Source organism: Sinorhizobium fredii USDA 257, from assembly GCF_000265205.3.
Taxonomy (GTDB): domain Bacteria; phylum Pseudomonadota; class Alphaproteobacteria; order Rhizobiales; family Rhizobiaceae; genus Sinorhizobium; species Sinorhizobium fredii_B.
Genome location: NC_018000.1, coordinates 2,386,491 through 2,411,216 on the forward strand (window position 1 = coordinate 2,386,491; position 24,726 = coordinate 2,411,216).

The 24,726-nt window shown below is 63.7% G+C and carries 19 protein-coding genes, 2 pseudogenes and 1 riboswitch; of the genes and pseudogenes, 9 read left to right on the forward strand and 12 right to left on the reverse strand.

The annotated features are described in order from the left end of the window. Positions 1 to 72 precede the first annotated feature (72 nt). The 5 genes from USDA257_RS11025 (at position 73) to USDA257_RS11045 (ending at position 7,485) form a co-directional block, all read left to right on the forward strand. The gene (locus USDA257_RS11025) at positions 73 to 2,154 is read left to right on the forward strand and encodes an ABC transporter substrate-binding protein (protein ID WP_014763031.1); all 2,082 of its coding nucleotides are present in this window, start codon (positions 73 to 75) and stop codon (positions 2,152 to 2,154) included. Between the two features lie 114 nt (positions 2,155 to 2,268). Next, positions 2,269 to 3,282 (forward strand): ABC transporter permease, encoded by a 1,014-nt coding sequence (locus tag USDA257_RS11030; protein ID WP_014763032.1) that lies wholly within the window; start codon positions 2,269 to 2,271, stop codon positions 3,280 to 3,282. Beyond that, a complete protein-coding gene (locus tag USDA257_RS11035; RefSeq protein WP_014763033.1) occupies positions 3,279 to 4,406 on the forward strand; it encodes an ABC transporter permease in 1,128 nt (375 codons plus the stop codon). The genes USDA257_RS11030 and USDA257_RS11035 overlap by 4 nt, the downstream gene beginning before the upstream one ends. Before the next feature lie 11 nt (positions 4,407 to 4,417). Next, positions 4,418 to 6,088 (forward strand): ABC transporter ATP-binding protein, encoded by a 1,671-nt coding sequence (locus tag USDA257_RS11040; RefSeq protein ID WP_014763034.1) that lies wholly within the window; start codon positions 4,418 to 4,420, stop codon positions 6,086 to 6,088. 23 nt (positions 6,089 to 6,111) lie between these two features. Further along, a complete protein-coding gene (locus USDA257_RS11045) occupies positions 6,112 to 7,485 on the forward strand; it encodes an alpha-glucosidase/alpha-galactosidase (RefSeq protein ID WP_014763035.1) in 1,374 nt (457 codons plus the stop codon). Positions 7,486 to 7,599: 114 nt separating this feature from the next. Here the strand turns inward: USDA257_RS11045 and USDA257_RS11050 are convergent, their stop codons facing one another. The 4 genes and pseudogenes from USDA257_RS11050 to USDA257_RS11065 all read right to left on the reverse strand — a co-directional run bounded on the left by USDA257_RS11050 (position 7,600) and on the right by USDA257_RS11065 (position 13,958). Then, positions 7,600 to 9,528, reverse strand: coding sequence for an alpha/beta hydrolase domain-containing protein (locus USDA257_RS11050; protein ID WP_014763036.1), 1,929 nt, complete (start codon positions 9,526 to 9,528; stop codon positions 7,600 to 7,602). 58 nt (positions 9,529 to 9,586) lie between these two features. Continuing rightward, positions 9,587 to 10,932 (reverse strand): annotated as a pseudogene (locus USDA257_RS11055) (SLC13 family permease). Between the two features lie 93 nt (positions 10,933 to 11,025). Further along, the gene (locus USDA257_RS11060; RefSeq protein ID WP_014763037.1) at positions 11,026 to 12,540 is read right to left on the reverse strand and encodes a malonate--CoA ligase; all 1,515 of its coding nucleotides are present in this window, start codon (positions 12,538 to 12,540) and stop codon (positions 11,026 to 11,028) included. After that, on the reverse strand, positions 12,537 to 13,958 hold the full coding sequence (locus tag USDA257_RS11065) for a malonyl-CoA decarboxylase (RefSeq protein WP_014763038.1): 1,422 nt from the start codon (positions 13,956 to 13,958) through the stop codon (positions 12,537 to 12,539). The genes USDA257_RS11060 and USDA257_RS11065 overlap by 4 nt, the downstream gene beginning before the upstream one ends. A gap of 171 nt (positions 13,959 to 14,129) precedes the next feature. Between USDA257_RS11065 and USDA257_RS11070 the strand changes: the two genes are divergently transcribed. Continuing rightward, a complete protein-coding gene (locus tag USDA257_RS11070) occupies positions 14,130 to 14,780 on the forward strand; it encodes a GntR family transcriptional regulator (RefSeq protein ID WP_014763039.1) in 651 nt (216 codons plus the stop codon). 6 nt (positions 14,781 to 14,786) lie between these two features. Here the strand turns inward: USDA257_RS11070 and USDA257_RS11075 are convergent, their stop codons facing one another. From USDA257_RS11075 to USDA257_RS11105, 7 genes and pseudogenes are all read right to left on the reverse strand, one after another. Next, entirely contained in the window at positions 14,787 to 15,392 is a 606-nt protein-coding gene (locus tag USDA257_RS11075; RefSeq protein ID WP_014763040.1) for a thiamine phosphate synthase, read from the reverse strand. Next, a complete protein-coding gene (locus USDA257_RS11080) occupies positions 15,389 to 16,162 on the reverse strand; it encodes a thiazole synthase (RefSeq protein WP_014763041.1) in 774 nt (257 codons plus the stop codon). Before USDA257_RS11080 ends, USDA257_RS11075 begins: the two co-directional genes overlap by 4 nt. A gap of 2 nt (positions 16,163 to 16,164) precedes the next feature. Next, on the reverse strand, positions 16,165 to 16,362 hold the full coding sequence (thiS, locus tag USDA257_RS11085) for a sulfur carrier protein ThiS (protein WP_014763042.1): 198 nt from the start codon (positions 16,360 to 16,362) through the stop codon (positions 16,165 to 16,167). Then, positions 16,359 to 17,333: a glycine oxidase ThiO gene (gene thiO, locus USDA257_RS11090; RefSeq protein WP_014763043.1), complete on the reverse strand. Its 975-nt coding sequence runs from the start codon at positions 17,331 to 17,333 to the stop codon at positions 16,359 to 16,361. Before thiO ends, thiS begins: the two co-directional genes overlap by 4 nt. Position 17,334: 1 nt before the next feature. Next, positions 17,335 to 19,167, reverse strand: a complete 1,833-nt coding sequence (thiC, locus tag USDA257_RS11095) for a phosphomethylpyrimidine synthase ThiC (protein ID WP_014763044.1) — start codon at positions 19,165 to 19,167, stop codon at positions 17,335 to 17,337. Between the two features lie 98 nt (positions 19,168 to 19,265). Further along, positions 19,266 to 19,377: riboswitch (TPP riboswitch) on the reverse strand. A 41-nt stretch (positions 19,378 to 19,418) separates the two neighbouring features. Then, positions 19,419 to 19,950, reverse strand: a pseudogene (locus USDA257_RS11100) (6,7-dimethyl-8-ribityllumazine synthase). Positions 19,951 to 19,985: 35 nt separating this feature from the next. Continuing rightward, a complete protein-coding gene (locus USDA257_RS11105) occupies positions 19,986 to 20,300 on the reverse strand; it encodes a hypothetical protein (RefSeq protein ID WP_223843418.1) in 315 nt (104 codons plus the stop codon). A 25-nt stretch (positions 20,301 to 20,325) separates the two neighbouring features. Between USDA257_RS11105 and USDA257_RS38760 the strand changes: the two genes are divergently transcribed. Further along, positions 20,326 to 20,637 (forward strand): hypothetical protein, encoded by a 312-nt coding sequence (locus USDA257_RS38760; RefSeq protein ID WP_370055864.1) that lies wholly within the window; start codon positions 20,326 to 20,328, stop codon positions 20,635 to 20,637. A 334-nt stretch (positions 20,638 to 20,971) separates the two neighbouring features. Here the strand turns inward: USDA257_RS38760 and USDA257_RS11115 are convergent, their stop codons facing one another. Further along, positions 20,972 to 22,048 carry a LacI family DNA-binding transcriptional regulator gene (locus USDA257_RS11115; protein WP_014763047.1) on the reverse strand — a complete coding sequence of 359 codons (1,077 nt, stop codon included), beginning with the start codon at positions 22,046 to 22,048 and terminating at the stop codon, positions 20,972 to 20,974. Positions 22,049 to 22,285: 237 nt separating this feature from the next. On the opposite strand from USDA257_RS11115, the gene USDA257_RS11120 reads away from it, so the two are divergent. Beyond that, positions 22,286 to 23,122, forward strand: a complete 837-nt coding sequence (locus USDA257_RS11120; RefSeq protein ID WP_014763048.1) for an ABC transporter substrate-binding protein — start codon at positions 22,286 to 22,288, stop codon at positions 23,120 to 23,122. Positions 23,123 to 23,187: 65 nt separating this feature from the next. Then, positions 23,188 to 24,705, forward strand: coding sequence for an amino acid ABC transporter permease/ATP-binding protein (locus USDA257_RS38400; RefSeq protein WP_014763049.1), 1,518 nt, complete (start codon positions 23,188 to 23,190; stop codon positions 24,703 to 24,705). The last annotated feature ends 21 nt before the right edge of the window (positions 24,706 to 24,726 follow it).

Below are 24,726 nucleotides of genomic sequence, written 5' to 3' on the forward strand. Positions count from 1 at the left end.
CCACGTCGGAGACCGTTAGGAGGAGCGCCACCCGTCCCGGCGTGGCGAACACAGGAGGGAGAACCTGAGACAATGAGAACGCATCGACTGAAAACAACGGCCAGCCTGCTGATCGGCATATCCGCCTTTGCCGTGCAGGCCTTCGCGTCCGAACCGACCGTGGTGCCCGAGCAGCCGCCCGTGCCGGCGCAGGGCAAGATCACCTTTGTGCCGCGCGAGTCCATTCTCGAGTTCAAGGCTTTGCCCGAATACAAAGAGCCGGAATGGGTCACGGAGAAATTCGTCAAGACCGGCAAGCTGCCGCCTGTTGCCGAGCGCCTGCCGAGGGAGCCGATGGTCTTCAAGACCGGCAACATGCCGGACGGTGTCGGCGTCTATGGCGACGTCATGCGCCATGTCATCGGCGGCCGGCCGGAGGGCTGGAACTACAGCGCCGGCCAGACTCAAGGGTGGGGCGGCATCGACATCGGCATGTCCGAATGCCTGACGCGCACCGCGCCGCTCTACCAGGTGGAGGCGAGCGACGTCGAGCCGCTGCCGAACCTCGCCCGGAGCTGGGAATGGTCCGAGGATGGCCACAAGCTGACGATGCATCTGATCGAGGGCGCGAAATGGTCCGACGGCGACCCCTTCGACGCCGACGATGTGATGTTCTACTGGGACGACAATGTCGTCGATCCGAACGTCTCGCCGCTGAACGGCGCGACACCGGAGACCTTCGGTGAAGGAACGACACTGAAGAAGATCGACCAGAATACCGTCGAATGGACCTTCAAGGAGGCCTTCCCGCGCCAGCATCTCTATTCCATGGCCTATGGCACTTTCTGCCCCGGCCCATCGCATATCCTCAAGACCAAGCATCCGAAATATGCCGGCACGACCTACGACCAGTACAAGAACGGCTTCCCGCCGGAATACATGAACATTCCGGTGATGGGCGCCTGGGTGCCGGTCGCCTACCGGCCGGACGACATCATCGTGTTGCGCCGCAATCCCTATTACTGGAAGGTCGACGAGTCCGGCAAGCAGCTGCCCTATCTGAACGAAGTGCATTACAAGCTGTCGACCTGGGCCGACCGCGACGTTCAGGCGATCGCCGGATCGGGCGATTTCTCCAACCTCGAGCAGCCGGAGAACTTCGTCGAGTCGCTGAAGCGCGCAGCCAATGAATCCGCCCCGGCGCGGCTCGCCTTCGGTCCGCGCGTCATCGGCTACAATCTGCGCATGAACTACTCGGCCAATGGTTGGGGAGAGCCGGACGAACGCGCCCAGGCGGTCCGGGAACTCAACCGCAACCTGGATTTCCGCCAGGCCGTCACCATGGCGGTCGATCGCAAGAAGCTCGGCGAAGCGCTGGTGAAGGGCCCCTTCACGGCGATCTACCCGGGCGGGCTTTCCTCCGGCACGAGCTTTTACGACCGGAACTCGACCATCTACTACCCCTTTGACCTCGAAGGCGCCAAGGCGCTCCTCGAAAAGGCCGGGCTCAAGGACACGGACGGCAACGGCATCGTCAACTTTCCGCAAGGAACCGCCGGCGGAGCCGACGTGCAGATCGTGATGCTCGTCAATTCCGATTACGGCACCGACCGCAACCTCGCGGAAGGCTTGATCGGCCAGATGGAGCAGCTCGGTCTCAAGGTCGTCCTCAATGCGGTCGACGGTACCAAGCGCGATGCGACGCAATATGCCGGCAAGTTCGACTGGCTGATCCGCCGCAACGACCAGGAGCTGACCTCTGTCGTGCAGAACACGACGCAGCTGGCCCCCACCGGCCCGCGCACGAGCTGGCACCACCGGGCGCCGGAAAGCGGCAAGGTCGATCTCATGCCTTACGAGCAGGAACTCGTCGACATCGTCAACAAGTTCATCGCGAGCAACGACAACGAGGCGCGCGCCGATCTGATGAAGCAGTTCCAGAAGGTCTCGACGACCAATGTCGATACCGTCGGCCTGACCGAATATCCGGGGGCGCTGATCATCAACAAGCGCTTCTCGAACATTCCTCCGGGCGCGCCGATCTTCATGTTCAACTGGGCTGAAGACACGATCATCCGCGAGCGGGTCTACGTTGCGGCCGACAAGCAGGGCGACTACGAGCTCTATGCAGAGCAGCTTCCGGGCAAGCCCGGCGAAAGCGGCCCGAGCAACTGAACGTGATCGTCTCTCCCGGCTCCTGACCTTCGGAGCCGGGAGGATCGCCCTTCACTCCGGGCGGTGCCGGTCTGGCCGGCACCGCCAACGGAAAACCGACAGAAGGAAACGGCCATGTTCAGATTTCTGCTGGTCCGCATCGCCTCTGCCATTCCGGTGCTGTTCGTCCTGAGCGTGGTGACCTTTGCCATCATCCAGGCGCCGCCCGGCGACTATAGCGACTACATCCGCTCGCAACTCATCAACCAGGGCGGCGCCTCCTTCGAGGAAGCCGACGCCCAGGCGCAGGCCTATCGCAAGGAGCATGGCCTCGATAAGCCGCTGCCGCTGCAATACGTCAACTGGGTGACCGGTATCGTGACGCGCGGCGATTTCGGCCATAGCCTCTACTACAACAAGCCGGTTGCCGACGTCGTCGGCGAACGCCTGCCGCGCACGCTGGCGCTGGCGCTCGTCTGCCACATCCTCGCTTCGGTGATCGGCATCGGCTTCGGCATCCTCGCCGCGACCCGGCAATATTCCTGGGTGGACAGCCTGCTTTCGACCGTCTCCTTCCTCGGCATGACGGTGCCGCGCTTCCTGATGGCGCTGATCATCGTCTATGTCCTCGTCTTCCATTTCAATGTCAGCGAGATCAACAGCTTTCATTCCGCCCGCTATGGCGGCGCGCCCTGGTCCTGGGACAAGTTCGTCGATCTTGTGAAGCACGTCTGGCCGGTCGTGGCGATCGCTACGTTCGGCGGGCTCGCCTACAACATGCGCGTCATGCGCGGCAACCTGCTCGACACGCTGAATGCCCAATATGTCGAGACGGCCCGCGCCAAGGGCCTGAGCGAGAGCGCCGTCGTGATGCGGCATGCCGTTCCGAACGCGCTGCACCCGCTCATCATGTATCAGGGTGTCGTGCTTCCCTACATGCTGACCGGCGAGATCGAGACGGCGATCATCTTCGCGCTGCCGACCGTTGGGCCGGCGATCGTCGGCTCCATGTGGGTGGGCGACGTCTATGTCACCGCGACCTTCATGCTGGTTCTTTCGGCAACGCTGATCGTCGGCAACATCATCGCCGACATGCTGCTCGCCGCGCTCGATCCGCGCGTGCGCATGGGAGGAGGGGCCTACGCATGACCATCGAAGCCCATAGCACCGTACCGGTCGCAATGCAGCCGGAAGAAAAGCACCACCACGAGAGCTATACCGCCCTTGTCTGGCGGCGGCTGAAACGCTCCTGGACGGGCCTGCTCGGCCTGATCCTCGTCAGCCTGCTGGTTGTCATGGCGATCTTCGCCGATTTCCTGTCGCCGGTCGATCCGAAGGCGACCGGCGTCGCCTTCGCACCGCCGCAGGCGATCAGCTTCCGCGACAAGGACGGCAACTTCGTCTTCTCGCCGCGCAGCTACCCGGTGCGCGAGACGGAAGAGCTCGACCCGATCACCTTCCAGCCGATCATCGGCCCCGACTACGAAAATCCGCAGGTCCTCGGCTTCTTCGTCAAGGGCGCGCCCTACAGGCTCTTCGGGCTCATTCCCGCCCAGCGCCATCTCTTTGGCGCCGTCGACGGCACGCCGGTGCATTTGCTCGGCACCGACAAGTTCGGCCGCGACGTGCTGTCGCGCATCCTCTACGGCTCACGCATATCGCTGATCATCGCGCTGACGGTCGTCTCCATCGTGACCGTCGTCGGCACGACGGTCGGCATGGTGTCGGGCTATTTCGGCGGACGCTTCGACGCCTGGGTGCAGCGTTTCGTGGAGCTTGTGCTGGCCTTCCCGCAGTTGCCGCTCTACCTGGCGCTCGCCTCGCTGATTCCGGTGACGGCGCCGACCAATGTCTTCCTGGCCTTTGTCGTCATCGTGATGTCGGCGCTCGGCTGGGCGCAGATGTCGCGCGAAGTCCGCGGCAAGACGCTGGCGCTGGCGCGGATCGACTATGTGCGGGCGGCGATCGCCATCGGCGCGACTGACCGGCGCATCATCTTCCAGCACATTTTCCCGAATGTGATGAGCCACGTGATCGTCGCCGTCACGCTGTCGATCCCGCAGGTGGTGCTGCTCGAATCCTTCCTCGGGTTCCTCGGCTTTGCGGTGAAGCCACCGCTGATCTCCTGGGGGCTGATGCTGCAGGACACGGCGAACTATTCGGCGATCGGCTCCTATCCCTGGATCCTCTCGCCCGTCGCCTTCGTGCTCGTCACCGTCTTCGCCTTCAATGCGCTGGGTGACGGCCTGCGCGACGCAATCGACCCCTATTGAGGAGAACGCCGATGGCAGCGATCGAAAGCATTGTCCCGGCACCCGACGAACGGATTGACCGCCACACCAAGGATACGCGGCCGGTCATCGACGCCCGCAAGGTGGCCGTCACCTTCAAGGTGGAGCACGGCACCGTCGAGGCAGTGAAGGACGTCTCCTTCCAGCTCTATCGCGGTGAGACCGTGGCGATCGTCGGCGAGTCCGGATCGGGCAAGTCGGTGACGGCGCGCAGCATCATGGGGCTGCTCTCGAAGCGTGCCACGGTCGCCTCGCATTCGCGCATCGAATATGACGGCCGCGACGTCCTGAAATTCTCGGCGCGGCAGCGCCGGGCGCTGCGCGGCGACCGCATCTCGATGATCTTCCAGGAGCCGATGAGCTCGCTGAACCCGGTCTATACGATCGGCAGCCAGATCATCGAGGCGATCCGGGCGCATCGCCGGATGAGCCGCCGCGCGGCTGCGGCCCGCGCGCTGGAATTGCTGCGCCACGTGCAGATCCCGGATCCCGAGGCACGGCTCAACCAGTATCCGCATCAGCTTTCCGGCGGCCAGCGCCAGCGCGTGATGATCGCCATGGCGCTTGCCAACGATCCGGACGTGCTGATCGCCGACGAGCCGACGACGGCCCTCGACGTCACCGTGCAGGCGCAGATCCTCAACCTGATTCGCAAGCTGCAGCAGGATCTCGGCATGGCGGTGATCCTGATCACCCACGACCTGACGGTGGTGCGGCAGTTCTCCGACTATGTCTATGTGATGCAGCTCGGCGAGGTGAAGGAGCACAATACGACGGCGGCGCTGTTTGCCAACCCGCAGCATGCCTATACGCGACGGCTGCTCGCCTCAGAACCGTCGGGCTCGGCGAAACCGTTGTCCGACAATACACCGATCGTGCTTGACGGCCGCAACGTCCGGGTCTCGTTCATGCTGAAGAAGGGCGGCTTCTTCAAGCCGGAGCTGAAGGAGCTCATCGCCGTCGACAGCCTCAGCCTCAATCTTCGCCGGCATGAGACGCTCGGCCTCGTCGGCGAGTCCGGTTCCGGCAAGACCACCTTCGGCCAGGCGCTGATCCGGCTGATCAACACCGAGGGCGGCGAGATCTATTTCGATGGCGAGCCGATCCATAACAAGGACCGCTGGGGCATGCGCCCGTTGCGGTCGCGGATCCAGATCGTCTTCCAGGATCCGTTCTCCTCGCTCAATCCCCGCATGTCGATCGGCCAGATCATCGAGGAGGGGCTGATCGTCAACGGCATCGGCGAGAACCGCAAGGACAGGCTCGCCCGTGTCCAGGATGCGCTGGTCAGCGCCGGCATGCCGGGCAATATCCTGTCGCGCTTTCCGCATGAATTTTCCGGGGGCCAGCGCCAGCGCATCGCCATTGCCCGTGCCATCGCGCTCGAGCCGGAATTCATCCTGCTCGACGAGCCGACCTCAGCGCTCGATCTCTCGGTGCAGGCCCAGATCATCGACCTGTTGCGCAAGCTGCAGGACGAGCGGGGGCTCAGCTACCTTTTCATCTCCCACGACCTGAAGGTTGTGCGCGCGCTCTGCCACCGCGTCGTGGTGATGCAGCACGGCAAGATCGTCGAAGAGGGCCCCGTGAACGAAATTCTTTCCAATCCCAAGACTGCCTATACGGAGCGGCTCGTCAGAGCCGCCTTCGAAGTGGCCGCGTGACCTTAGAGAACAGAGGCTATTCCATGACGAGACAACCCAAGATCACCTTCATCGGCGCCGGCTCGACCGTCTTCATGAAGAACATCATCGGCGACGTTCTGCAGCGGCCGGCGCTTTCGGCCGCGACGATCGCCTTGATGGACCTGAACCCGGAGCGCCTCGCCGAAAGCGAGATCGTCGCCGGCAAGCTGGTGCGCACCCTTGGCGTCCAAGCAAAGGTCGAAACCCATTCGAACCAGCTGACGGCCCTCGAAGGCGCCGATTTCGTCGTCGTCGCCTTCCAGATCGGCGGCTATGAGCCCTGCACCGTCACCGATTTCGAGGTGCCGAAGAAATACGGCCTGCGCCAGACGATCGCCGACACACTCGGCGTCGGCGGCATCATGCGCGGCCTTCGCACTGTGCCGCATCTCTGGAAGATATGCGAGGACATGCTTCAGGTCTGCCCGGAGGCGATCCTGCTGCAGTACGTCAACCCGATGGCGATCAACACCTGGGCGATCGCCGAAAAATTCCCGACGATCAAGCAGGTCGGCCTCTGCCACTCGGTGCAGGGGACGGCCTTCGAGCTTGCCCGCGACCTTGAAATTCCGCTCGAGGAAATTCGCTACCGGGCCGCGGGCATCAACCACATGGCCTTCTATCTGAAGTTCGAGCATCGCCAGAACGACGGCAGCTACCGCGACCTCTATCCGGATCTGATCCGCGGCTATCGCGAAGGGCGGTTCCCGAAGCCCAGCCACTGGAACCCGCGCTGCCCGAACAAGGTGCGCTACGAGATGCTGACGCGGCTCGGCTATTTCGTCACCGAGAGCTCGGAGCACTTCGCCGAATACACGCCCTATTTCATCAAGGACGGCCGTCCGGACCTGATCGAGAAATTCGGCATTCCGCTCGACGAATATCCGAAGCGCTGCATCGAGCAGATCGAGCGCTGGAAGGGGCAGGCGGCCGCCTACAAGGAGGCCGAGACGATCGAGGTGGCGGAGAGCCACGAATACGCCTCGTCGATCATGAACTCGGTCTGGACCGGCGAGCCATCGGTGATCTACGGCAACCTCAGGAACAACGGCTGCATCACCTCGCTGCCGGAAAACTGCGCCGCCGAAGTCCCCTGCCTCGTCGATGCCTCCGGCATCCAGCCGACCTATGTCGGCGCGCTGCCGCCGCAGCTGACCGCGCTCATCCGCACCAATATCAACGTGCAAGAGCTGACGGTGCAGGCGCTCGTTACCGAAAACCGCGAGCACCTCTATCACGCGGCGATGATGGATCCGCACACGGCCGCCGAGCTCGACCTCGACCAGATCTGGTCGCTCGTCGACGACCTGCTCGTCGCCCATCGAGACTGGATTCCCGAATGGGCCCGTATTTCGAAAAAGGTACAGGCCGCCTGATTTATTTCTCCCGGTCAGGCGACCGATGGCCCCGGAACGTCAGTTCCGGGGCTTTTCTTCGAGTGCCGCCAGCGGCGAGGGCGGAGGAGAGAGCTGCGCCCCTTGCCGGGTCGATCAGGGCAGCAACGCACTGTCCTCACGAGCGCGATCGAGCACGTAGCCGAGATCGTCGGGAAGCATGAAGCCATCGGCGACCAGTCCTTCCGAGGCACGTTTGACCGCCGCGACATAGGCTTCGCTATCGGCATAGCGGTCGCTCAAGGGGTCTCGACTATCGGCATCGCTTCGTTTCCTGGGGAACGGGATGAAGGTACCGGTAAGGCTGCAGAGCTCGCCCTCTCCGAAGCCCCTCTTGCGGAGGTTCCAGCCGGCATAGGTTCCAAGCGGCGCCTGAACATAGGCCATCCTGATACCGCCGAGCGGATTGCCGTCCGTATCTACGGCGGGCAGATATACCGGATAGGCCTTGCCCCGCGACGGCGGTTGGGAGGAGTAATCCATCGCCCTGAGCTCGTTGAAGACCGGCCGCGCCACTTCGCCATTGATCTTCGGCAGTTTCAGCTTGTCCAGGCTGACGAGCGTTCCGTCTGTCAGGCTCGGATAGCGGCTGGGAGGTGGAGCCCTGTCCTCAGAGACCCAGTCCGCCATCGCCACATATAGCGCCCGCATGACCGGCGCGGCGCTCAGCGGATTTGTCGGAAAGGCGCAGGCCGCTTCCTCTCCGGATTTCGCAGACCAATCGTTGGAATGCGGCGCCCCCGCGATGAAATAGAGCCGCACATTGTCAGGCATCTCGATCTGTTTGCCGTCCGGCGACGTCGTGACCAGGGACGCGCGAGCCTGCCAGAACTCGGTCGAGGTGTCGGTATGCATTATCTTCGGGCACGTGTCCGTCGGGCTGCAGACCGAAAGAATGCTGCCGCTCTCGCCGCTCACGGGGTCACGGGTTTCGGTGTATGTGAAGGGGAACTGATCGCCCGGATAGTCGTGGTCCTCGTGCTGGCGCGAATAGCGGCCCGGCTGGGCGAAGCGGAAATTGGTGAAGCTCTTGCGCGAGCCGGCGATATGCGGGATCGCTCCGTCGAAGACCCTGTTACCTTTCTCGTCGGCGTTGAAGCCCTGAAAGATCATGTCGCGAAGGAAGCGCCCCGATTGGGAGATCCCCATGCCGATCGTGTGCTGCACGCCGTCGAGCGGATTTTCCGCCTCGTGACCTTGATTGCCACGCAGGAAAGAGATCAGGTCGCTGGTGGCGGCGAAAGCCAGGCCGGCCGGGACCGCATCCTTTGCCGAATAGACGAATTCATAGATCGCACCGGCATCCATGTCTGAAGGCCGGGTGATTTCGATTTCCGTCGGATTCAGATATCTGAAGCCCAGCCCCGGCCTTTGTTGCGGCGCGTCGCGCTCCCTGGCGCGGACCGTGAGCCTGGCCTTCGACGGATCGAGGTCGGCCGCCGGGTAAGTGAGTTTCGCCGTGCTCGATCGACCGGGTTTGTCGAAGATGAACTGTTCGCGCGACTGGCCCGTGACGCCGTCAAGGACGGGCAGGTCGATGTTCAGGAACTCGTCGGCAAGGCCCGTCTGCCAACCGCTCCAGACGATGGTGTCGCCGCGTTTCATGAGAAACCCATCGCCGGCGTCCGCGGCGGTGGCTGGGACACTATTAGACTTGGCGCGGTTAAGGAGTTGGAAGCTCAGGTTCCTGCCGCGGTTAGGCACCTCGTAGAAGAGAAAGGCCGAGCGCTGCGCCGCATTCGACGGCCTCAGGATCGAAACCTCGGTGCTGAACACGACGTCCCCCGACGCATTCGCCGGCGCCTTGTCGATATCGACGATACCGGCGCGGCGCGGCGACTTCGGATCGATGGCAAAAGCGGCGATCGCATCAATCCGTTCGTAGGTACCGATCTCGCCGAAGGCTTTGCCCTCAAAGGCAGGCCCGGACGCCTTGATCTCAAAGGCGATCACGCGGGCCCAGGAATTGCTCGGCAGCAGAGCGAAGGACAGCATGGCTGACATGAAGGCCAAGCGTTTCAACATGTATTTCCTCCAGTTTGGATGAACGGCACCGGGCATTCCTCGGTCGGCGACCCTGCCGTCAAACCAGGCCAGGTACGACGAAGACCAGCCAGGCGACCACCGGCCCGATGATGGCGATCAGCGCGCTGTAGACCAGTAGCTGGCGCAGCACGTGCTCGCGCTTGTCGTCCGGCGCGTTGGCAACGACGAGCGCGCCGTTCGTCGAAAACGGGCTGGTATCGACGATCGTCGTCGAGATGGCGATCGCGGCCACGACGCCAATGGCGCTGATCTCGCCCTGCAGGAGGAACGGCACTGCCAAGGGGATGATGGCGCCGAGCAGTGCCGTCGAGGAGGCAAAGGCGGAGACGATCGCCCCGGTGAAGCACAGGAGCAGCGCCACCAGGAGCGGCATGCCCAGACTTGAGATGCCGCTGGCGACATAGTCGATTGTCCCGGCCTTCTCCATGACGCCGACATAGGTGATGATGCCGGTGATCAGCAGCACGGTCGACCAGCTCACCTTGTCGATTGCCGCCTTCTGGGTTTTCGGCGACAGCAGCGCGAGCACGACGGCGACGGTGATCGCCACCAGGCCGACATTGAATTTGAAGACCAGGGCGCCGATGCCGAGCGCCGTCAAGCCGACCAGCGTCGTGATCCTCTCACTGTTCAGTCGCATCGTCGTAGCGGTGTCAGCTGCGGTGCCGTATGTGTGCGCCCGGATCGGCTTGGCAGGCGTGCCGCCATGGCCTCTGATCGACGCCGACACGCCTTCGGGATGCAGTTCGGGCAAGGGACCAAAAGATGCGGGTTTCTGCTTCATCACCCGCGCACCGCCGAACACGAAGAACACCAGCACCGCGATCGCCAGGTTGAAGAAGAAGCTGGAGAGGAAAAGGGATGTAGGCGCGAAAGGCAGGCCGGCCTTGACGACGATCTGGTTGGTGATGCCGCCATAGACGCTGATCGGCGAGAATCCGCCGGCCTGCGCGCCATGGATGACCATCAGGCCCATCATGGCCGGGTGGATGCGGTACTGCACGGCAAAGCTCAGCGCCACCGGCGCCAGAATGGCGACGGCCGCCGGCCCGAGCGCGCCGAATCCGGTGATGACGGCGGCGACCAGGAACATCACCCAGGGAATCCAGGCGACATGGCCGCGCACCAGCCGCACGGCGCATTCGACGAGCCAGTCGATCGTGCCATTGATCTGGGCGATGGCGAAGAGGAGGTAACGGCGACCAGCGTCAGGAACAGGTCGCTCGGGAAGCCGGCGAAGATGTCATTGGCCTTCATGCCGATGATCAGCGATCCGAGCACGAAGGTGCAGCCGAATGCCAGCGCTCCCATGTTGATCGGCTGGATCGTCGCGATGACGAACATGCCGATCAAGAGCAGTATGGATAGGATTTCGATGCTCATGATTCCCCTCCCTCCGGCGCGTCCAGCGCCGTAGTTGTCGTTTTCCGAGATTGAAGATGATGTCCGTGCGCCTTCCTCCCAGAGGGCGCGTGGTCACGTCCTGGCGTATAGGTCGGCGTATTGCTGCCGCAGCACGTTCTTCTGGACCTTGCCCATCGTGTTGCGCGGCAAGTCGTCTGCAAAGAGGATGCGTTTGGGTTGCTTGTAGCGCGCCAGCCGGTCCTTGAGCGCGCCGAGGATGGCGCTTTCGTCGAGCGCCGCCTCCGGCTTGCGTACGACGATGGCGGTGACGCCCTCCCCGAAATCGGGATGCGGGACGCCGATCACGGCGCTTTCGGCGACACCCTCGAGCTGGTCGATCTCGCCCTCAACCTCCTTGGGATAGATGTTGTATCCGCCGGAAATCACCAGGTCCTTGCTGCGGCCTGAAATATGGACATAGCCATCCCTGTCGATCTTGCCGAGATCGCCACTGATGAAGAACCCATCGGCGGTGAATTCCGCGGCGGTCTTTTCCGGCATCCGCCAGTAGCCCTTGAAGACGTTCGGCCCCTTGATCTCGATCATGCCGGTCTCCTCCGGCGGCAGGGCAGCGCCGGTGGCCGGATCGGTGACGCGCACCGTCACGCCGGGCAGCGGGAAGCCGACCGTTCCGGCGATCCTTTCTCCGTCGTAGGGGTTCGAGGTGTTCATGTTGGTCTCGGTCATGCCGTAGCGCTCGAGGATCGCGTGACCGGTACGCTTCCTGAACTCGACATGTGTTTCGGCCAGCAGCGGCGCGGAACCGGAAACGAAGAGGCGCATGTTCGCGACCGCCAGCCGGTCGAGGCGCGGGCTCTGCAGGAGGCGCACGTAGAAGGTCGGAACGCCCATCAGGAGCGTCGCCTGCGGCATCAGCGACAAGACCTCTTCCGGATCGAACTTCGGAAGCAGGAACATCGAGGCGCCGGCAAGCAGCGTTACATTCGTGGCGACAAACAGCCCATGGGTATGAAAGAGCGGCAGGGCATGGATCAGCCGATCGCCGGCGGTCACGCGCCAGCAGTCGCGCAAGGTCATGGCATTCGAGAGCAGGTTGCCGTGAGTGAGCATGGCGCCCTTGGACCGGCCGGTCGTTCCCGACGTATAGAGGATCGCTGCCAGGTCATCGGCGGTGCGCGAGGCATCGACGAAGTCGGCCGGTTCGTCGCGGGCGAGATCGAGCAATGAGCCCTTGCCGTCGGCGTCGAGCGTTTCGACGATGGCGCCGTGAGGCTCTGCGATTGTTCGGACACTCTCCCGGGCCGCCGAGGAAACGACGACCAGGCGCGGCTCGGCGTCGCCGATGAAATAGTCGAGTTCGGCGAGCGTATAGGCGGTGTTCAGCGGCAGATAGACCGCGCCGCTGCGCAGGCAGGCGAGATAGAGGATCAGCGCTTCGGGGCTCTTGTCGACCTGTACTGCGACCCGGTCGCCCGGGCGGATGCCGAGCGTATCGATGGCGCCGGCGATGCGGCTCGATAGGTCGCGCGCGTCCTGATAGGTCCAGGTCCGGCCGCCATTGAGCCGGATGAACGGCGCATCGCCGGAAGCGGCCGCCCGCATGGCGTCGAAAAGATGGTTGCTCACTTGCGCCCTCCTCCAATCTTGCCGTTCATGACCTGTGCGAACGGTCGCGAAAGTTCGCTCTTGCCGCCACGGCGGCTGTCCCCGTTTCGGCCGATGAGGATCTTGACGGCCGGCGATGCCGTCACTTCGCCGCGTTGCGCCAGCGCCTCGTGGTTGGCCTCGATGTCCTCGAGCTTGTAGAGGTAGTTGACCATCAGCCCGTGCGCCTGCTGCATGGCCTTGGCGGAGCGGTCGCCGAGGAAATTCAGCCTGTCCAGCCGGGCCCCGTTGCCGAGGTGGAAGCGGGCGACCGGATCGACGGGACGGCCTTCCGGCGTCCGTTCGACCAGGAAATAATGGGCTGCGAGCGGTAGCAGCACACGCTCGACCTCGCTTGCCGTGCTCGCGTCATTAACCCATGCCGGATCATCGAGCAGCACCAGGACCTTGCGGTCCTCGTCGGTCAGCAGCGGCTCGGCTTCCGGGCTGCGCGCCTTGGCGAGCCAACGCGCAAAGCCCGGAACCGGTGAAAGCGTGACGAAAGTCCTGAGGCCGGGCAGGTCGCGGCGCAGGTCCTCGACGACCTGCTTGATCAGGAAATTGCCGAACGAGATGCCGCGCAGGCCGTCCTGGCAGTTGGAGATCGAATAGAACACGGCGGTCGTCGCCTGGTCGGGATTGATCTGCTCCCTGCCTTCGTCGAGCACGTCCTTGATGGCGCTTGGGACGGATCGGGTGAGCGCCACTTCGACGAAGACGAGCGGCTCGTCCACCAGTCGCGGGTGGAAGAAGGCAAAGCAGCGCCGGTCGGCCGGCGCCAGGCGACGGCGCAATTCCTGCCAGCCGGCGATCTCGTGCACCGCCTCGTATTTGATGATCTTTTCGAGGATGTGCGCCGGCGTCGTCCAGTCGATCGGGCGCAGCGTCAGGAAGCCCCGATTGAACCAGGAGCCGAACAGATGCGCGAAGTCGGTGTCGACGGCGCGAAATTCCTCGGGCCGCTCCTTCAGTCCAAGCAGTTGCTGACGCATCTGGACGAGTTTGGCCGTGCCGTTCGGCGCCAGGTTCAGCCGGCGCAGAAGCTCCTGGCGGCGCGGTTCCGCCGCCTTGTGAAGCGCGATGATCGCCGTGGGGGTCTTTTCGGCACGGTACCTGTCGACCGCCTTGTCGAGCTTCGCCGTATCGGCACCGAATTTCTCAGAGAACATGTGCAGGAACTGCTGCACGCCGGCACTGTCGAGTTTGCTCCAGCGCTCGAGGATCTCGGCGGCAATGGCCATGCCGGAGGCTTCGCCGCGGCTCGACAGCAGCATTTCGCATAGCGTCGCGAGATCGGCTTCGACCGTGGCATCCGTGGTGCGCGAACCGGCAAACAACAGCTTGCGGCCGCGCTCGGTGATACCCTGGAGCATGTCGCTGAAAAAAGAGGTCCCGGGCATGCCACTCTCCTCCTGCTGCATGGGCGGGACGACCGACTAAGGCCTCCGCATTCGCCAGCGTTCTCATTTCTGAGGCTTGGCAGTATAGTATATAAGGTGACACACTGCGTGCACGACGTCAATCGTCGTGTATACAAGAACTTCAGTGCTGTATTATGAGGTCACGAACGAATGTCCGAGAATGTCGGCCGGTGGCTCCGGGACGAGATCGAGAACGCAATTCTTTCCAATGAGTTCGCCCCTGGCGAACGGCTGGACGAGATGGTTCTGGCCAGCCGCTACGGCGTATCGCGGACGCCGGTTCGCGAGGCGCTGATGCAGCTCAATGGGATCGGCCTCATCGAGATTCGGCCTCGGCGCGGCGCCGTCGTCATCGATCCGGGACCGCACCGCATCTACGAAATGTTCGAGGTCATGGCGGAGCTCGAGGGCCTGGCCGGGTCGCTTGCCGCCCGCCGCCTCGACGAGGGTTCCCGTCAGGCGATCACGGCGGCCCACAAGCGCTGCGAGCAATCAGCCGATGCCGGCGACAGTGACGCCTACTATTACGACAACGAGGAATTCCATAAGGCGATCTACGCGGCAAGCCGCAGCGACTTCCTCGAGGAGCAATGCATGCAACTGCATCGGCGGCTGCGTCCCTATCGTCGGCTGCAGCTGCGCGTGCGCAATCGCCTCTCGACGTCCTTCTCGGAACATTGCGGCATCGTCGGCGCGATCTTTGCTGGGGATGGGGAAGAGGCCCGCCGGCTGCTGCGGACCCATGTGGGCATCCAGGGCGAAAGGTTCAGCGATCTGGTCGCCAGCATGGCGACCAGATGACGGGGGCTAACGCCAAGCTGCCGTCTTCCGGATCCATTCCGTCGTCCGGCCTTCCGGGTCGGCGTTGAGCGTGATGTCGGTGACGACGGCGGCGCAATCGGCGCCATGGGCAAAGACGCCGTCGATCCGATCCGGATTGAGCCCGCCGATCGCTACAAGCGGCAGCGGCTGGACGCGATCGCGCCAGGCGGAAAGCCGCGCCAGGCCCTGCGGCGCCCATTTCATCTGTTTCAGGATCGTCGGATAGATCGGCCCCAGCGCCACATAGTCCGGCTCGGCGGCGAGCGCCGTTTCGAGTTCCGTCTCGTCATGGGTGCTGACGCCTAGCTTCAGCCCGGCGGCGCGGATCGCGCCGAGATCGGCCTCGGCCAGATCCTCCTGACCGAGATGGACGAAGCCGCAACCTTCCTCGATCGCCAGCCGCCAATAGTCGTTGACGATCAGTTGACAGCCGTGGGCGGCGCAGACCGACTTGGCAATACGGATCTGGCCGCGGATTTCTTCGTCGCTGGAGTCCTTGATCCTGAGTTGCACGAGCTTGACGCCGAGCGGCACCAGCCGTTCGATCCAGGCAGCACTGTCGACGATGAGATAGAAAGGGTCGAGTTTCACGAGAAGACCGCCTTTCCGATGACGGGGGTCGAAGGGACCGCCATGTCACGCGGCTCCAGCATGCCGGCGCCATGGGCCATGTGTCCTGCCTCAATCGCGCTGGCGAAAGCTTCGGCCATGGCGGCCGGATCGGCGGCCCCGGCAACGGCGGTGTTGAGCAGCACGGCGTCATAGCCGAGCTCCATGACCGTTGCCGCATGCGACGGGCGGCCGATGCCGGCGTCGACGATCAGCGGCACGTCGGCAAACGCGGCGCGCATGGTGCGTAGCGCGGCCAGGTTCCGTGGACCCACGGCGCTGCCGATCGGCGCACACCAGGGCATCAGCACCTTGCAGCCGGCCTCGAGCAGCCGTTCCGCCACCACCAGGTCATCGGTCGTATAGGGGAACACCTCGAAGCCTTCGCCGGTGAGGATGCCGGCCGCTTCGACGAGGCCGAAGACATCCGGCTGCAGCGTATCATGATGACCGATCACCTCGAGCTTGATCCAGTTGGTCGCAAACACGTCGCGCGCCATCCTGGCCGTCAGCACCGCTTCCGACACGGAATGGCAGCCGGCTGTGTTCGGCAGCACGTGGACGCCGAGCTCGCGGATGAGCTGGAAGAAGGCGCCGCCATTCTTGCCGCCGGCTGACTCGCGGCGCAGCGACACCGTAACGATATCGGTGCCCGAGCGGCGGACGGCCTCGGCAAGTATGGCCGGGGAGGGGTAGCGGGCGGTGCCGAGCAGCAGTCGCGACCGCACCTCGGTTCCATAGAATTGCGGCATGTTCAGCCTCCCTGCATGGGGGACAGGACCTCGATGCGGTCGCTGTCTTTCAGGAGATGGATTCGGCGATCGGCACTGTGCACCAGCTCGCCATTGACGGCCGTGGCGAGCCAGTCGCCGTCGTATTCGAGGAAAGCGAGCAGTTCGGCCAGGGTGGCCGCCTGGAGTTCGTGCTCCTCGCCATTGACGATGAGCTTCATCGGGCATGTCCTCTCTTCAATTGTCCGCCAACGACCAGCGTCGCGACCTCCTCGGCCAGCGCCGGAGACAGGAGGAAGCCGTGACGGTAGAGCCCGTTGACGGTGATGGTGTTCTTCTGCAGGGAGACGCGCGGCAGGTTGTCGGCAAAAGCCGGGCGCACACCGGTGCCGGTCTCGACGAGGCGCGCCTCGGCGAAGGCCGGATGCAGCGCATAGGCGGCGTTCAAGAGCTCCATCAGCGAGCGGGCGGTGATCGGACCGGCGTCATCACTTTCGATCATCGTCGCCCCGCACATGAAGAGCCCGTCGCCGCGCGGCACGATATACAGCGGGATGCGGGGATGCAGCATGCGCACCGGACGCGAGAGCGCGACCTCATCCGTATGCAGATAAAGCATTTCGCCGCGAACGCCGCGCAGTCCCGCAGCGTCGCCGATCCTTGCGGCGCCGGTGCAATCGACGGTCAGGTCGAAGTCGCTCTCGTCGATATCGCCGCCGAACGGGACACCGCGGGCTTCGAGGTCCGCCCTGAGTGTCGAAAGTGCATTGCGCGGGTCGAGATGCGCCTCCTCCGGAAAGAACAGCGCCTCGCGGAAACGGCCGGCAAGCGCCGGCTCGAGCGCGGCGATTTCCTCCGCCGCGAGCCAGCGGAAACCGGAGGTCCGTAACGCGAAGCGCCTGAGTTCGCCGCTGTCGCGCGGCGGCGCCACGATAAGCGTGCCGTCGCGATGCACGGAACCGGCGGGAAGGGCGGCTTCCCACCAGTCCACTGCGCCGATGCCGCGCGTGAGGACCGCTTCCTCGGCGCTTTCCCGCTCGCACCAAGGCGCCAGCATGCCGCCTGCATACCAGGAGGCGGCGCCGGCGACGCCCGGAGAGGGCTCCGAAACGGCGATCTCCACGCCGCGCGCGACGAGCGCATGGGCGGCCGCAAGGCCGGCGACGCCGGCCCCCTTGATCAGCACGCGCATTCTACTCTCCGGCGGGTTGGCCGGCACCGTCGAGCGGCATGTAGAGGTCGCCGCCGTCGCGGTATTTCGCAGCCATCGCTTCCAGGCCATCCTTCTGCGCCTCGGCGCGGATGTCGTGGGAAATCCGCATCGAGCAGAATTTCGGGCCGCACATCGAGCAGAAATGCGCGACCTTGTGCGCCTCCTTCGGAAGCGTCTCGTCGTGGAAATTGCGGGCCGTTTCCGGATCGAGCGACAGGTTGAACTGGTCCTCCCAGCGGAACTCGAAGCGGGCGCGCGACAGGGCGTCGTCGCGGATGCGAGCGGCCGGATGGCCCTTGGCGAGATCGGCGGCGTGGGCGGCGATCTTGTAGGTGATGACGCCCACCTTGACGTCGTTGCGGTCCGGCAGTCCCAGATGCTCCTTCGGCGTGACGTAGCAGAGCATGGCGGTGCCGAACCAGCCGATCATCGCCGCGCCGATGCCGGAGGTGATGTGGTCGTAGCCAGGGGCGATGTCGGTCGTCAGCGGCCCTAGCGTGTAGAAGGGCGCCTCGCCGCAGACTTCAAGCTGCTTGTCCATGTTCTCCTTGATCTTGTGCATCGGCACGTGGCCGGGGCCCTCGATCATCACCTGGCAGTCCTTCGCCCAGGCGATCTGCGTCAGTTCGCCGAGCGTTTCGAGCTCCGCGAACTGCGCCGCATCGTTGGCGTCGGCGATCGAGCCGGGGCGCAGCCCGTCGCCGAGCGAGAAGGAGACGTCATAGGCACGGCAGATGTCGCAGATCTCGTCGAAATGCTCGTAGAGGAAGCTTTCGCGATGGTGGTGCAGGCACCACTTGGCCATGATCGAGCCGCCGCGCGAGACGATGCCGGTGACGCGGTTGACGGTCAGCGGAATGTAATGCAGCCGCACGCCGGCATGGATGGTGAAATAGTCGACGCCCTGTTCGGCCTGCTCGATCAGCGTGTCGCGGAAGACTTCCCAGGTCAGGTCCTCGGCGATGCCGTTTACCTTCTCCAGCGCCTGGTAGAGCGGCACCGTGCCGATCGGCACCGGCGAATTGCGGATGATCCAATCACGGATATTGTGGATGTTGCGGCCGGTCGAAAGGTCCATGACCGTGTCAGCACCCCAGCGCGTCGCCCAGACCATCTTCTCGACTTCCTCGGCCATCGACGAGGTGACGGCGGAATTGCCGATATTGGCATTGATCTTCACCAGGAAGTTCCGGCCGATGATCATCGGCTCGGATTCCGGATGGTTGATATTGGCCGGAATGATCGCCCGCCCGCTCGCCACTTCCTGGCGGACGAATTCCGCAGTGACGAAATCGGGCACCGCCGCGCCGAAGCTCTCGCCGTCGCGCTGAAGCGTCTCTTTCGCCGCCTTGCGGCCGAGGTTCTCGCGGATGGCGATGAATTCCATCTCCGGCGTGATGATGCCGGCCCGGGCATAGGCAAGCTGGGTGACCGCTTGCCCCGGCCTGGCTCTCAGCGGCTGGTGGCGCAGGGGGAATTCCGGCGTCAGCCGCTCGCCGGTGGCAAAACCGTTGTCCTCCGCCTTGATGGCGCGTCCGTCGTAGCTTTCGACATCGCCGCGAGCAAGGATCCAGTCGCGGCGAAGGGGTGGCAGGCCTTGATCGATGCGGATGTCGGCGTCCTCCAGCGTGTAGGGCCCGGAGGCATCATAGACGGTGACCGGCGGCTCGCCGGATGTCGGATGCAGCGCGATCTCGCGCATAGGCACGCGGATATCGGCATGGATCTCTCCCGCCTTGTAGACCTTGCGGGACGCCGGAAGCGGCCCCTGCGTGACCGCCGGTGTCGCGGGGTGAGGCTTGAAAACGTTCATCTTGAGGCTCCAAAGTTTTCGCGTTGGAGACCCAGTTCTGAAGCCGGAAGGATGAAAAGACGTATCGCCGGTGGATCGCGGGAAATACGGAATCCTGGCATCAAGCGTCTGCACCGTCCCTACGCCAGTATGAACTGGATCAGGTTCAACGGGTCACTGCGCGCTCTAGCAGTATCTCAGCCCCTTGCCGGGACCCCCCTGGTGAATGGACGCCAATAGTCATCGATATCGGCGCGCCGTCAAGACTGTTTCTATCGGAAAGCGGGATCGGCGAGGTCGCGACGGTGGATGCCGCGTTGAAAGTCCGGTCTTGGCCGAGATGCAAGGAGATCGGCCCGGGCTGCGACCATCGCCCGGCAGGCCTGGGCCGCTTCGCCCCCTTTGATCACAAGTGATCCTGAAAAAGCGGATGTGCGCCTCCGTCTCCTGGAAATTATGAGGCGTCAATACAGCCGACAGAACCGGTACGCCGGTGTCAAGCTGGACGCGCATAATGCCGTCGAGCACGGTTCTGGCAACGAAATCGTGGCGGCAAATGCCGCCATCGACCACAAACGCGCAGCCGAGTATCGCTTGATATTTGCCGGTGCGCGCCAGCGTTTGGGCTTGGAGGGGGATCTCCAGTGCACCCGGTGCGTCGAAGAGATCGACTTCTGTTCGCCGGCCGCCGAGGGCTTCCCATTCATCGACGAAGGCGTTTGCGCTCTGGTCGACGATGTCGGCGTGCCAGCGTGTGCGGACAACGGCGACCCTGGTCTGGTTCGCCTTTACTGCAATGGTCATGAACTCGTGCCTTTCAGGAGTCGTGCGGCCTTGCCTCACGCTACCGAGACCAGGTGGCCCGGCTTCCAGGCCGCAGCCAGCCCGGCCCGCATCGCGAAGGCGCCCTGGATGACCTGGGTGGCCAGGATCTTCAACTGATCGGCAATTGCGGCGTCGCTCGGTTCTTCGCCGGGCGAGAAACGGCAGGAGGCGCTGTTGATGCCGACACCGAGCGGGGTCGGCCAGCCGCGCAGAGCATGGACGATGGAGCGCAGCGCGACCAGCGTCGTGCCGGCCGCCTGCGGGCCATAGGCGCAGGTAATGCAACCGACCGCGCGCCCGTCGAGATAGACCGCAGGGTCGTTGCGCATGTCTTCGGTGTAGTCGAGGGCGTTCTTGACGAGCTTCGGCCTTACCGCAAGCGTCGCGGCCCGCGCGCGGCCGCTGCCGGCAGCCGCCCCGAACATCGATCAGGCTTCGTCGCTGGCGGCGAAAAACCGTGAATTCCTGGATCGAATCGACCATCTGCTCGCCGAACAGCAACTGGCCCGTGACGAAAACCTGACCCCGTCGCGGCTGGCGCGCGCGCCGGCCCGGCAGGTATCCGGTGCAGTCAACCGGTTGGCGCGCAAGAACGTCTCTCACTATATCAACGATTTCCGAATTGCCGAAGCCTGCCGGCTCCTTCGGGAGACCGACATGCGGTGACCGCAGCGATGTTCGAATCCGGTTTTCAAACGAAGTCGAACTTCAATCGGGAATTCCGCCGGGTGACCTCCCTCAGCCCGGCTTCCTGGCGCGAGCGAAACCGGGCGTCTTCAATGTGTTCTACAGCGCCGCGCGTCTTATCAGGCGCGCAAAGATTGCTGTAGCACTTTGAATTGCTCCATGTTTATCCTTAAATTGGCTGCCATCTGAGGAAGCGTGCAGTAGTGCAGGCGCCTGAGCTTGTCGGGGTTTCTCACCCCTGCTCACTCCCGAAGCGATGCTTAATTGGGAGATGCCCGTCGGCCAGAGCGGTACTTGCCACCCATTTCCGTTCTCAGTTGGAACTTGTCGCCTCCGAAACGGAGGCGCGGGAAATCAGCGTCGTGGGCAGAACAATGTGCCGAGGTTCCGCAGCCTCGCCCTTCATGCGCGCCACCAGGAGCTTCGCCACGGCTTCGCCAAGCCGATAGACGGGCTGGTCGACGACGGTGATCGGCGGGGTCGTGACGCTCGTCCAATCCGCATCGTGGAAGGTGATCAGCGACACGTCATCGGGGATCCCGAGGGAAAGTTCGCGGATCACCTTGAACACTTCCAGAGCGATGAGGCTGTCGGAGGCCAGTATCGCGGTCGGCCGCTCGTGTGAGCCGAGAAGCTCGAGCGCAAGTTTGCGGGTTTCGGCGCGGCCGTTGGCGCCGAGCCGGATCAAACCGGTGGGATCGAGGATCCGCGCCCTTTCGCAGGCAGCGAGGAACCCTTCGATGCGCAGGCGAACCGAGGCGGTGTGAATGTCTTCGATGGTAGCGTACCGGTGCTCCGGCGTATCGCAGGCGGTGATATAGGCGATCTTGCGGTGACCCCGGCCAATCAACAGCTCTGTCGCCGCCTCTGCCGCTTCGCGGTCGTCGACCGTAACCGCGTCCACCGACAGGCCCGGTATGGCGCGGTCCAGAAGCGCCAGCGGCCTTCCGGATCGAACCACGTCCTCGAGATGCGACGTCTCACGAGCGCGCGAGGGCGTGACGATCAGACCGTCGACGCGTTTGGCGAGCAGGGTTTTGACCGCGGCTTTTTCGGCTTCGATGTCCTCGCCGGAGTTTGCGAGGATGACGTTGAACCCGGCGGTTTTGGCAATATCCGCGATGCCGCGTACCGCGGCACTGAAGAACGGGTTCTCGATATCGCCGACGACGACGCCGATCGTCCCCGATCGGCCGGTCGTCATGCTGCGTGCCAGCTCGTTCGGCCTGTAGTCGAGCCTGCGCGCCGCCTGCAGGACGTTTTCCCGGACGCCGTCGCTGACCGTTCCATAGCCGCCGAGAACGCGCGCAGCGGTGGCTTTCGATACGTTTGCGGCGCGCGCGACGTCGGCCACCGTGACAGAGGGTTTTCGCGGGAGATGCTCATCCATGCATTAGCATTACAAGAGATGTTGACGAGTGGTCAATGCGCAGCTAACAATCATCAAGTCCGAAAGAGACCGGTCTCATTCACAAAAGAGACCGGTCTCATCGGATAAACTGCACCGGCATGCCGAAGAGGCATTTCGCCGGACGGGCGGTGCCGACCTCCTGTCCGCACGCGACTGCTCTGCCTGAAAGACACGTCGGCGCAGCAATAACGGAACACCAGAGCGGAGAACCTATTGATGAACATGATGAAGACTGGAGCATCGTTGCTCACTCGAACGCGCGCCTCTTTCGTGGCGCTTGCGCTGTCTGTCCTCGGTGCCGCCGTTTCGGGCGCCACCGCCGAGGAAAACAAGCTGGGACTCATCGACCCCAAGGTGATCAGCGTCGGAACCATGGGGGACGCCAAGCCCTATACGTTCGCCACCGCCGATGGCCAGTTCACCGGTTTCGATATCGAGCTCTTCCTCAATGTCGCCGAGCGCATCGGCTACAAGAAGGATCAGGTCGTCTTCACCGGCCAGGAATTTTCGGCGCTGATGCCATCCGTCGCCAATGGACGCTTCGATGTGGCGGTTGCCGCCATCGGGACGACCGAGCAGCGCAAGAAAACGGTTGATTTCTCCGACGGCTACCTTGCCGGCTATCTGTCCATCCTCACGGCCGACGAGGCGATCAATAAGCCTGAGGGCCTGAAAGGCAAGCGCCTCGGCGTCGTGCAAGGAACATTGCAGGAAATCTACGCGCAAAAGAACTTCGCCGGCACGGATCTGGTCAAGTTCCCGGACAACAATTCGGCGGTCGTCGCTCTCAACAACGGGACGATCGACGCCCACTTCCTCGATTACGAAGCCGCCAAGGACTACACCGGCCGTTACGACAACCTGAAGGTGACGGTCAATATCCCGAGCTTCGATGCGCCCGCGGGCTTCGTCATCCGCCAGGGCAATGACGGCCTGCGCGAAGCGCTGAACGAGGGACTGCATGCGGCCATGCAGGACGGAACCTGGAAGACGCTTTACCAGAAGTGGTTCCCGGGCTCTCCGATGCCGGACGAATACCTTCCCAAGAACTAGTGATCCGCGCCCGGTCGCCCATAAGGCGGCCGGGCCGCCCGGATTGAAGGGGTAAGGACATTTCCATGAATTGGCTTGAAAATCTCCGCCGCAGCTTCCTCGATTGGGAAGCAATGGCGGAAGTGCTGCCGACGATGATTGCCGTCGGCCTGAAGAACACCCTTATTCTCGCGGCGGCCTCGACGGTGCTCGGCGTCGTCATCGGCATGGTGCTGGCGATCATGGGGATCTCGCGCTCGCCGTGGCTGCGCATCCCGGCAAGGGTCTATACAGACATCTTCCGCGGCCTGCCCGCGATCGTCACCATCCTTTTGATCGGCCAGGGTTTTGCGCGGCTCGGTCGCGACATCTTCGGGCCGTCTCCCTACCCGCTCGGCATCCTGGCGCTGAGCCTCATTGCCGGCGCCTATATCGGCGAGATCTTCCGCTCGGGTATCCAGAGCGTCGAGCGCGGGCAAATGGAGGCCTGCCGGGCGCTCAGCATGAGCTATGGCCAGGGCATGCGGCTGATCGTCGTGCCCCAGGGCGTGCGCCGGGTGCTGCCGGCGCTGGTCAACCAGTTCATCGGCAACGTCAAGGATTCGAGCCTGGTCTATTTCCTCGGCCTGCTTGCTTCGGAGCGGGAGATCTTCCGTGTCGGCCAGGATCAGGCCGTGGTCACGGGCAACCTCTCTCCGCTGCTGCTCGCCGGTGTCTTCTATCTGGTCATCACCGTGCCACTCACCCATGTCGTCAACGCGATCGACAACCGCCTGCGCCTCGGCAAGCAGCACCCGGGCGGGGTCACCAGCGGCCTCGACGAGGTCAGCGAGCTGGAGTCGGAAGGCAAGGCCAAGGACGAAACCCTGCCGGTCTTCAAGGGCGGCAGCCTGGAGGTACGCAAGCTCAGCATGGCCTATGGCGACCTCGACGTGCTGAAGGGCGTCGATCTGACAGTCAAGCCTGGAACCGTTACCTGCGTCATCGGCCCATCCGGTTCCGGCAAGTCGACGCTGCTTCGCTGCCTCAATCGCCTTGTCGAGCCGAAAGGTGGCGACATTCGTCTCGACGGCGAGAGCATTCTTGCCATGAAACCTGAGAAATTGCGCCGCCGGGTCGGCATGGTCTTCCAGCACTTCAACCTCTTTCCCGATCACACGGCACTCGAAAACGTCATGCTGTCGCTGGTGAAGATCAAGGGTATGCCGAAGGAGGAGGCCGGGCGGATAGCCATGGCGCGCCTCGACGATGTCGGGCTTGCCGGCCGCAAGCATCACCGCCCGGGGAGTCTTTCGGGTGGGCAGCAGCAGCGCGTCGCGATTGCGCGGGCCCTGGCGATGGAGCCGGAGGTTATTCTCTTCGACGAGGTGACGAGCGCGCTTGATCCGGAACTGGTGAAGGGCGTCCTGAGCCTGATGGCCGATCTTGGCCGCCGGGGCATGACGATGGTCGTCGTCACCCACGAAATGGGCTTCGCCCGCCGCGTCGCCGATCAAGTCGTCTTCATGGACGAAGGCAAGGTCATCGAAGCCGGCCCGCCGCAGCAGATCTTCGATCGCCCGCAAAGCGAACGGCTGAAGCGCTTCCTGGCGGAAGTCCTCTAGCCGTGTCGCCCGAAACACCCT

Bases quoted from the DNA above. Each gene is read 5' to 3' on its own strand.
- USDA257_RS11030 (WP_014763032.1), top strand. From the start codon at position 2,269: ATGTTCAGATTTCTGCTGGTCCGCATCGCCTCTGCCATTCCGGTGCTG.
- thiS (WP_014763042.1), bottom strand. From the start codon at position 16,362: ATGAAGCTCATCGTCAATGGCGAGGAGCACGAACTCCAGGCGGCCACC.
- USDA257_RS11045 (WP_014763035.1), top strand. From the start codon at position 6,112: ATGACGAGACAACCCAAGATCACCTTCATCGGCGCCGGCTCGACCGTC.
- USDA257_RS11120 (WP_014763048.1), top strand. From the start codon at position 22,286: ATGAACATGATGAAGACTGGAGCATCGTTGCTCACTCGAACGCGCGCC.
- USDA257_RS11070 (WP_014763039.1), top strand. From the start codon at position 14,130: ATGTCCGAGAATGTCGGCCGGTGGCTCCGGGACGAGATCGAGAACGCA.
- USDA257_RS11080 (WP_014763041.1), bottom strand. From the start codon at position 16,162: ATGCCGCAATTCTATGGAACCGAGGTGCGGTCGCGACTGCTGCTCGGC.
- USDA257_RS11025 (WP_014763031.1), top strand. From the start codon at position 73: ATGAGAACGCATCGACTGAAAACAACGGCCAGCCTGCTGATCGGCATA.
- USDA257_RS11040 (WP_014763034.1), top strand. From the start codon at position 4,418: ATGGCAGCGATCGAAAGCATTGTCCCGGCACCCGACGAACGGATTGAC.
- USDA257_RS38400 (WP_014763049.1), top strand. From the start codon at position 23,188: ATGAATTGGCTTGAAAATCTCCGCCGCAGCTTCCTCGATTGGGAAGCA.
- USDA257_RS11065 (WP_014763038.1), bottom strand. From the start codon at position 13,958: ATGCCCGGGACCTCTTTTTTCAGCGACATGCTCCAGGGTATCACCGAG.
- USDA257_RS11050 (WP_014763036.1), bottom strand. From the start codon at position 9,528: ATGTTGAAACGCTTGGCCTTCATGTCAGCCATGCTGTCCTTCGCTCTG.
- thiO (WP_014763043.1), bottom strand. From the start codon at position 17,333: ATGCGCGTGCTGATCAAGGGGGCCGGCGTCGCCGGCCTTGCGGCCGCC.
- USDA257_RS11035 (WP_014763033.1), top strand. From the start codon at position 3,279: ATGACCATCGAAGCCCATAGCACCGTACCGGTCGCAATGCAGCCGGAA.
- thiC (WP_014763044.1), bottom strand. From the start codon at position 19,167: ATGAACGTTTTCAAGCCTCACCCCGCGACACCGGCGGTCACGCAGGGG.
- USDA257_RS11115 (WP_014763047.1), bottom strand. From the start codon at position 22,048: ATGGATGAGCATCTCCCGCGAAAACCCTCTGTCACGGTGGCCGACGTC.
- USDA257_RS11105 (WP_223843418.1), bottom strand. From the start codon at position 20,300: ATGCGCAACGACCCTGCGGTCTATCTCGACGGGCGCGCGGTCGGTTGC.